7 protein-coding genes and 1 pseudogene are annotated in these 8,405 nt (G+C 64.4%); 3 read left to right on the forward strand and 5 right to left on the reverse strand.

Features of this window, described 5'->3' with window-relative positions; all coding sequences use genetic code 11:
* The 3 genes from WFP78_RS20825 to WFP78_RS20835 are packed head-to-tail and all read left to right on the forward strand — an operon-like array spanning position 1 to position 3,885.
* Positions 1–849: an alpha/beta hydrolase gene (locus WFP78_RS20825; RefSeq protein ID WP_336966367.1), complete on the forward strand. Its 849-nt coding sequence runs from the start codon at positions 1–3 to the stop codon at positions 847–849.
* Positions 846–2,531, forward strand: a complete 1,686-nt coding sequence (locus WFP78_RS20830; RefSeq protein ID WP_336966368.1) for a capsular polysaccharide export protein, LipB/KpsS family — start codon at positions 846–848, stop codon at positions 2,529–2,531. The genes WFP78_RS20825 and WFP78_RS20830 overlap by 4 nt, the downstream gene beginning before the upstream one ends.
* A gap of 1 nt (position 2,532) precedes the next feature.
* Complete coding sequence (locus WFP78_RS20835; RefSeq protein WP_336966369.1) at positions 2,533–3,885, forward strand: capsule biosynthesis protein; 1,353 nt, start codon at positions 2,533–2,535, stop codon at positions 3,883–3,885.
* On the opposite strand, the gene WFP78_RS20840 is transcribed toward WFP78_RS20835, so the two are convergent.
* From WFP78_RS20840 to WFP78_RS23485, 5 genes and pseudogenes are all read right to left on the reverse strand, one after another.
* Positions 3,849–4,859 (reverse strand): glycosyltransferase family 4 protein, encoded by a 1,011-nt coding sequence (locus WFP78_RS20840; RefSeq protein WP_336966370.1) that lies wholly within the window; start codon positions 4,857–4,859, stop codon positions 3,849–3,851. The genes WFP78_RS20835 and WFP78_RS20840 overlap by 37 nt on opposite strands.
* Positions 4,860–5,083: 224 nt before the next feature.
* Positions 5,084–6,292: a polysaccharide biosynthesis/export family protein gene (locus tag WFP78_RS20845; protein ID WP_336966371.1), complete on the reverse strand. Its 1,209-nt coding sequence runs from the start codon at positions 6,290–6,292 to the stop codon at positions 5,084–5,086.
* A gap of 40 nt (positions 6,293–6,332) precedes the next feature.
* Complete coding sequence (locus WFP78_RS20850) at positions 6,333–7,445, reverse strand: glycosyltransferase family 4 protein (RefSeq protein WP_336966372.1); 1,113 nt, start codon at positions 7,443–7,445, stop codon at positions 6,333–6,335.
* Between the two features lie 76 nt (positions 7,446–7,521).
* Positions 7,522–8,100, reverse strand: coding sequence for an NUDIX hydrolase (locus WFP78_RS20855; RefSeq protein ID WP_336966373.1), 579 nt, complete (start codon positions 8,098–8,100; stop codon positions 7,522–7,524).
* A 60-nt stretch (positions 8,101–8,160) separates the two neighbouring features.
* A pseudogene (locus WFP78_RS23485) lies at positions 8,161–8,279 on the reverse strand (IS3 family transposase); the annotation flags it as partial.
* Positions 8,280–8,405 lie beyond the last annotated feature (126 nt).

Below are 8,405 nucleotides of genomic sequence, written 5' to 3' on the forward strand. Positions count from 1 at the left end.
ATGCGCCTCCCCTTGCTGGTCGCGCCGTTGCTGGCGGTAGCGCTCGCAATGGGTGGGTGCAGTATCGCGCGGCAAGCGCTGTACGCCCCGCGCGCCGAAGCGGTGACGATTGGCGACTGGACCAACAGCCCGCCGCAAACGCTCTCCGTCACGACCAGCGACAATCTGGCGCTACAGGGTTTCTACTGGCCGGGCGCACCGGGAGACCGCGACATCTTCCTGTTCTTCCACGGACGGCGCGCGCATCAGGGCGTGGGCGCCAAATATGCGCAATATCTGCGCGGACGCGGCGACGCCGTGCTGGTCGCCTCCTATCGCGGCTTCGGCGGCAATCCGGGCCGTCCTTCGAAACAGGGTATCCTGCGCGACGCGGCGGTCTTCGTCGCCAAGGCGCGCGAACTGGCGGGGCCGCAGGCGCGGCTTTGGCTGGTCGGCCATTCGCTGGGCGCAGCCGTGGCACTGGATGCCGCCTGCGCCGATGGACATGCCGCCGGGGTCATCACCATCGGCGCCTTCGCGGACATCAAGGAAGCGGCGCCACCCGTGCTCGGCAGCGTCCTGCCCGACGCATGGGACAATCGTGTCGCGGCCCGCTGCGTCAAGGCGCCCATGCTGATCCTGCAGGGCAGCGCGGATGACATCGTGCCGCCCAGAAGCGCCGGCGAATTGCTGCCCGAAACCGGCGGCCCGGCCGAAGCGATCAGCATGATCGGATGGACGCACAAGCCGGTCATGCAGACGCTCGGGCCCTGGGCGGCGCAAGCGATCGAGACGCTGGCGAACGGCCGGTTCGACAGCCTGCCGCCCCTGCCCGCCGACTGGACCGTGCTGGGGACGCACAGGCCATGAGCGGCACGCCCCTGCCATCCGCCTTCCTGCGCGCGCCGCCCTTTCCGGGCGCGAAGCCTGTCACGCTGGCCTATCGGCGTGCCCATGCCACGCCCCCCACGCGCGAAGAAGCCGACAGGCTGATCGCGCTGCTGCGCACGGCACGCGTCGGCGGCAGCTTCTGGGGCGGCCAACCCGCCATTGCCAAGGGCGCCATCATCGCCTGCCCGAAGGACGCGCAAAGCGCCCAGGCCATGATCGCCCATGCGCGCGCGATGCCGGGTTCGCTGATCTTCTGGGCCATAGACCGCGCCGCCGCCCGCCAGCTTCCCGCCCTGCCCGCGCCGCTTGTGGTCGGCGCCTTCGATCCCTGGCACATGGCGGATGGCGCAGCCGCGCTCTGGGCCGACGATGCGGACGAACGCCTGACGATCGCGCATCTGGCCGGCACGCCAACGCTGGCCTTCCCGGATCGGAAGGAACCACCGCTCGACACAGCCGTTACGCAGGCGGCGCTGGCGGGGATCGGCTATGTCGATCCCTTCACCGGCGCACAGGCCCATGCGGAGGGGATCATCGCGCTATTGTCTCACTGGCGGGCCTTGATCGACGCCAACCGCCCCATCGGCGGCGCTGCGGGCATGGCGTTCTGGAAACGGGAAACGGTCGCGCCACTGCTGTGGGGCGGCGGCGATCCGCTGGCCTATCTCTCCAGCGTGCGGGAGCTTGACGCGCTGCCGCCCAACAGCGCCGTCGCTGTGTGGAAAAGCAAGACGCCGCCGGACCTGCTCAGCGCCATAGAGGATCGCACGAGCAACGGAGGGCCACCGCTGCATGAAGTGGAGGATGGCTTCATCCGGTCCATCGGCCTTGGCGCGGACTGCGTGCCGCCGCTGTCGATCACGGTCGATCCCGTGGGCGTCCATTTCGACCCGGCCCGGCCGAGCCGGCTGGAGCAGATCCTGAACGAAGCCGATTTCCCGCCCGATCTGCTGGCGCGCGCAGCCCAGCTCCGCGCGCTGATCGTTTCAACGGGCCTTTCCAAATATGGCGTCGGCAGCACGCAGGAGGAAACGCCCGAGCGCCCCGGCGGCGGCAGGCGGATCGTGCTTGTCACCGGCCAGGTGGAAGACGACCGATCGGTGCTCGCGGCCCGCGGCGCCGTCACCGGCAATCTCGACCTGCTGCGCCGCGCGCGCGCGATCGAGCCCGGCGCCTTCCTCATCTATCGCCCCCATCCCGACGTGGACGCCGGGCACCGGATCGGCCACATCCCCGACGCCATGGCGCTCGACCTTGCCGACGCGATCGACAGGGGCACGCCCATATCGACGCTGCTCGACAGGGTGGACGGCATCCATGTGCTCTCCTCGCTCGCGGGCTTCGAAGCGCTGCTCAGGGGACGGGATGTGACGACCCATGGCGTCCCATTCTATGCGGGCTGGGGATTGACCCGCGACCTGGGAGACGTGCCCATGCGGCGAACGGCAAAACTTGATGTGGATCAGCTGGTGGCGGGCGTTCTGCTCAGCTATCCGCGTTATCTCGATCCTGTGACACACCTGCCTTGCACGCCGGAAATATTGGTGCATAGACTGGCAGCGGGTATCAAAAAACAAAATCGACTGATCGTGCCTTTAAGAAGACTGCAAGGCCGGATGAATAAATGGCGCAAGCGGGCAGGTAGCGTTGAAGAAGTTTGACATGAGCTCTCACGCCCATGAGCGTTTGGCCCCGGACGTCGCGCGGATTTCCCCGTTGCGGCGCATCTCCATCGTCGACGATCCGCGCCCGGAGCCCACGACACCGACGCCGGCCAATCTGGAAGGCCGCATATTCGTGATGCTCCAGGGGCCGCCCGGCCCCTTCTTCTGCCTGCTTGGGGACCGGCTGCGCGAACTGGGCGCCACCGTTTACCGGATCAATTTCAACGGCGGCGACCGGCATGACTGGCCGGGCGAAGGCGCGATCGACTATCGCGGCACGCTCGCCAACTGGCCCCGTTTCTTCGATCATTTCCTGCGCGACAACCGCATCACCAACGTCATGCTGTTCGGCGATTGCCGCCCCATGCACCGCGCCGCCCACGGCATGGCGAAGCTGCGTAATGTCGACATCCATGTCTTCGAGGAAGGCTATATCCGTCCCGACTGGGTGACGATGGAACTGGATGGCGTGAACGGGAATTCGACGCTGCCCCGCGACCCGCAATGGTTCCTGGAACAGGCGCGCATCCTGCCGCCAGTGCCGGACCTGCCGCCGATCACAGCCAGCTTCAACCGCCGCGTACGGGACAGTTATCGTTATTTCCACCATCTGGTGACGGGATGCTGGCGCTACCCCTTCTATCGCTCACACAGGCCAGGATCGGTGCTGACGGAAGGCGTGCGGTGGGGGTGGAAGCTCATGGTCAGCAGCAAGCGCGTGGCCCGGCAGACCGAGCGGGCGCTACGGCATGTCGAAGGGCAGGACTATTTTCTGTTCCCCCTGCAGCTCAGTTCCGACTATCAGATTCGCGAACATAGTCCGTTCGACGACATGGCGAGCGCGGCCTGCTATGTGTTCGACAGCTTCCAGCACTACGCCCCGTCCAACACTATCCTGCTGGTGAAGGAGCATCCCCTGGATGCGGGCGGGCGCATCTGGTCCCGTTTCATCGCGAAGGAAGCGCGTGCGCGCGGTCTTGAAGGCCGCCTCATCCATATCGGGGGGGGGGATCTCGCTCGTCTGTCGGAGGGATCGGTCGGCATGGTGACCGTCAACAGCACATCGGGCACGTTCGCCCTGGCGGCAGGGGTGCCCGTCGTCGTTCTTGGCGAAGCGATCTATAACGTGCCGGGCCTCACACATCAGGATGGCCTCGACGGATATTGGGCGCGACCGGGCCGCCCCGACGCGGCGGTCTGGCGCGCATTCCACCGGGTGCTTCACGACCGCTGCCTGGTACGTGGCGGTTTCGCGAGCGAAAGCGCGGTCACCACATTGATCCAGTCGGTTGTCAGGCGCGTTCTGGCAATCCCCTACATATGCCGGTCAGAGGCCGACTGCGACATCTGAGAGAGCCACGCGTCCACCTCTACGAAATGCTGGCCCCAATCCGGCCCGCGATAGCCCTGCAAGCGGCCGATCTGCGCCGCGCGCGCCGCACTGTCCGTAGCGCTGTAGTCGATGATCGCGCGCATCCACCCCGCGCCGTCAATCGGACTGAGATAATCGGGAATGTCCCCGGCCAGTTCGCGGAACACATTAAGGTCGCTTGCGATCACCGGTGTTCTCAAAGACAACGCCTCGACCAGCGGTATGCCATAGCCTTCGACGAAGGAAGGAAAGAGCAGCGCGCGCGCATGGCGCAGATAATGCAGAACGGTCGCATCGGGTAGGCGCGACAGTTCGATGACATGTCCGCGCACACGCTCGCACCGCTCCAGAATGTCGACCACCTGTTCGCATTCCCATCCGCGCTGGCCAATGACCAGCAGCATCGGCGCGCGATCGCCCAGGCGTGCCGTCAGTTCGCGCCAAATGTTAAGCAGCAGCAGGTGGTTCTTCCGGCCCTCAATGGTGCCGAGCATGATGAAATAAGGGCGGCCCTCAAATGGGGGGACTTCGGGCAATTGACCGACATCTTCATGCTTGATCCCGATATGCGATGCGATTGCAGGCGGCATCGACAGGCCACGCCGCTCGGCGAAATCGCTGAGTTCGTCGAGCGTGTCCTGTGAAATGCCGATGACCCCTGCTCCGGCCCGCAACAGGTTCTCCATCCGCTGCTCGTGCTTTTCCTTCTCGCCCGGCCGGCAGAATTCGGGATGGGTCACGGGAATAAGGTCAGCCACCAGCAGCACGGGCCGCACATTGAGCCGCGCCGCCCACCGCTCCAGCCCAGGGTGATCGAGACCGGTATGTCCGACATTAAGGTAGATGCGGCCACGGCCGCGTTGCACGGCCGGCGACTGCACGGTGGAGCGCGCCAGCAGCATGCCCACCTTTCGCTTGAACTGCGGCGGCGCCTGCCGGATCAGGGCGAACATCGCCTGTGACGCGGCCGGCGTCAGGATGCGCCGCCATCCGTCCTTCTGCACCACCGCCTGCGCCCGATGCGCATAATGATCCATATAGGCAAGACATATCCGGTCGATGCCGGTCGGCATCCGACCGGTCGACATGCGCCAGATCATCCGGCTGACATCGAGCAGCAGATCGCCCATGGCCGTTTCGCCCTACCCTTTTGGACCGTCGATGTGCTGTCAGCCGATCAATTGTTGTTCAAACTGTTTTCCACGCTGAGGACGGGGAAAACAAGCGATGAAACGATGCCAACGAACTTCTGGAAATCGGCAAGCGGCGCGTTCGAGATATACAACACGTCGTCATCGCGGATGGGGAAGCTCTGGGCGATGAAGAAGGTCGCGGGGTCCTTGAGGTTGATCCGATAGATCACTGGCACCTTACCTTCCGGCGTCAGCGGCCCTGCGGCGAGCGCAGTGGCGTCCACGGCTTGCGGATTTTCCAGGCGGAAGATGAAGATGCCCCGCGCATTAGCCCGCGAATCCTGCAGCCCCCCTACGCGGCCCAGCGCTTGCGAAAGGGTGATGCCCTGCGCCTCGAAATTGACTTCCTCGTTGCGCACGGCCGCACCCAACACCGTGAAGCTGTAAGGCTGGAACAATGCGGTGACGACATCTCCGGATTTCAGCACGATATTCTGGCGCGGATCACGGACCACCGTGTCCATGGGCAATACCTGGACGACATTGCCGCGCGTCACCTGGACGCTGGTCTTGCCCAGCGGCTGACGCAGGCCACCGGCGGCGGCAAGTGCATCGAGCAGGCGTTCGCCCTTGGGAGACAGCGGCATCCGCAAACTTTGCGCCACCTCTCCCACCACGGTCACGTCCGCCGTCGCATTCCGGATCAGCCGCACCTGCACCTGAGGCAGATGCGCCTTGTACCGCAGGCGGTTGGTGATGTCGGCCTCGATCTCGCGCGGGGTGCGCCCAGCCGCCTGGACGCTTCCGGCGAAGGGCACATTGATGCGCCCTGTAGAATCGATCATCTGTTCGGGAAGCGCCGTCACCTTCGACGCCTGATTGAGCCCTCCGGTCGAGCGCGTCTCCAGACCTGTCGCACCGAACAGCGAGGCCGGCGGCGCTTCCCACACGGTGATGTCCAACTGGTCGCCTGGCGCAAGTTGCGCGCCAACCGGCATGGCGTCGCCCAGCGTGTCCGAGAACAGCTTTGGGCGCCCGGCTTCAGAAACGCGTCGCGCAACCACTTCGGTCACGTCGATCACGCGAATGCCGTAGGAAGAAGCATCCTTGCTGAACTTTTCGATCTGCCCGGTGGTGGGGCCGGATGCGCTCATGGCGGCGCACCCGCCAAGGGCAAGAGCCGATGCGACGACGAGCGCCGCGCGAACCCTGCTTCCCCGATTCCGGGGCGCGAGTTCAGAAACCTTCAGCATAGATAATCCTTCAAACACTGGCCGTGCATTATGCCTGCCGTCACCGGGACGCAACTGTATTGACGTAGACAGAAACGGTTTCCGTCGCGCAACGGTCCCAGCAATAGGATGCCGCTACTATAAGGCCCTGCCTCCGCGCCGAAGCACGCCAGCTTTCGTCGGTAAGTCCCTGCACCAGCATCTTGCCAAATGCCTCCCGGTCCTCCGGCTTCACCTGGAGAGCCGCCCCCTGCGCCACCTCGACCAGGCAGGCTGCAGACGAGATGACGACCGGCACACCCGAAGCCATTGCCTCCACAGGCGGAAGCCCGAAACCCTCATAGATCGATGGATAGACGAACAGCCGCGCACCGGCATAGAGGGCGGGCAAGTCGGTTTCCGGCACGAAACCAAGATATTTGACCCATCCTTTTTCGGCCCCGCGCGCCAGCATCGCCTGCAGATCATCACTCAGCCAGCCGCTCGATCCGATCACGACCAGAGGCCACATGCGATGCAGATCCGGCGGCAAATCCATCCAAGCCGCCAGCAACTCCTCAATCTTCTTGCGAGGGTCAAGCGTCGACACGCATAGCGCGTAACGGTCCGGCTCCAGCCCATAGCGGCCGAGCACCGGACGCAAGACGTCTTCCTCATGCGGCCGAAAGGCTTCCGAAACGCCCAGCGGAACTGCCGTGACCCGCTCCGGCGCGAGCCCGGCAAACGCGATCACCTCATCGCGCACCGTGCGGCTATCGGTGATGACATGCGCGGCGCGCGCGATGGACGATGCGAACTCCCGTTCGAAATGGCGAATGCGCTCGACCGGATGGCTTTCGGGAAAGCGAAAGACCGACAGATCATGTACCGTGATCACGCCGCCTTCGACCCGTGGCGGCAGGAAGTAGTTGGGGCCATGGAACAGGCGATCGCGCAGGCCGCGATCTTCAACATATTTGCGCAGGCGGCGCGGTAGCCGGAACCGGCGCCGCCGCGACGGGCTTGCGGCATCGGACAGGAAAACCGCAGGATCCGTCCACATCCGGCCATCCCGATAGAATGTCAGGTCGTCGATGGATGCCGATCGGCCGATGCGGCTTGCAAGCTCCCACGTATAACGGCCGATACCCGAAAGATTTGGCGACAGGGCTTCAACGGTCAGGGCGATGCGCATCTGCTGTTCTCTTATCCCGCGCCGTTCCGAACGCCAATGTCCAAATCTCCGCTATCGATGCGATGCGCACGCGCATCTAACCCGACAGGGCCACGGTGAAAAGATCGGGACGACGCAGCCGAAGCGCCTGAAGGAGGAACGCCGTCTTCATATCGGTGAGATCACCGCGCGCATAGAGGGTCCACAGATCGTCAAGCGCTACCTCAGCCACCGTGATCTCCTCCTCTTCGTCGGCGCGGCCGCCGCCCGGTGCGATCCGGTCAGCCGCCGAATAGACGCCGAGATAGAGCGATATCCGTTCGCTGGAGATGGCCGGCATCGACCAGGCATGGATCACCTTTTCCAACGTGCGCAGAGACACGCCGACTTCTTCAAGCGCCTCTCGCCGTGCGCTTTCCTCCGCGCCGTCCGCTTCGCGCTGCCCCGCCGGCACCTCGTAAATGCTCGGCTCGCCCGCGAGCAACACCGGCGCGCGCAGCATGGAGATAACCAGCGCACAGCGCCGATCAGGATCATAGGGAAGCACACCGACCGCAAGTCCGTGGTCCTCCACATGCCGCTTCACATACACGCCCGATTCCAGCGCGAATTCGACCAGCTTCATGGTCGACCAACCGGCATATTGGGTCGTGACGGAACGGATAGGGCTGGTCATCGCCTGATCATCATCGGTCATTTTGGACTTGTAACGGTTTTGTGCCGGTCACCTGTCTCATTATGCCACCTTGGCCTCGAATGCGAGGGGCTGATACCGCCCAGATATGAATGGCGTCCTGGGGTGTTATAAAACCCCTTGATGTACTGGAAGATGGCGGCCTTAGCCTGCCGTCGTGTTGGTCAGCTTTGCCGCTGACGTGCTCCCCAGAAACTCCTCCAGTCTGAGCTAGAGTCCTTCATGAAGGAGGACGACGATGAAGCGCAGTCGATTTACCGAGGAGCAGATCATAGCGATCCTGCGTG

The sequence above is a fragment of the Sphingobium aquiterrae genome (assembly GCF_037154135.1).
In the GTDB taxonomy this organism is placed as follows: domain Bacteria; phylum Pseudomonadota; class Alphaproteobacteria; order Sphingomonadales; family Sphingomonadaceae; genus Sphingobium; species Sphingobium aquiterrae.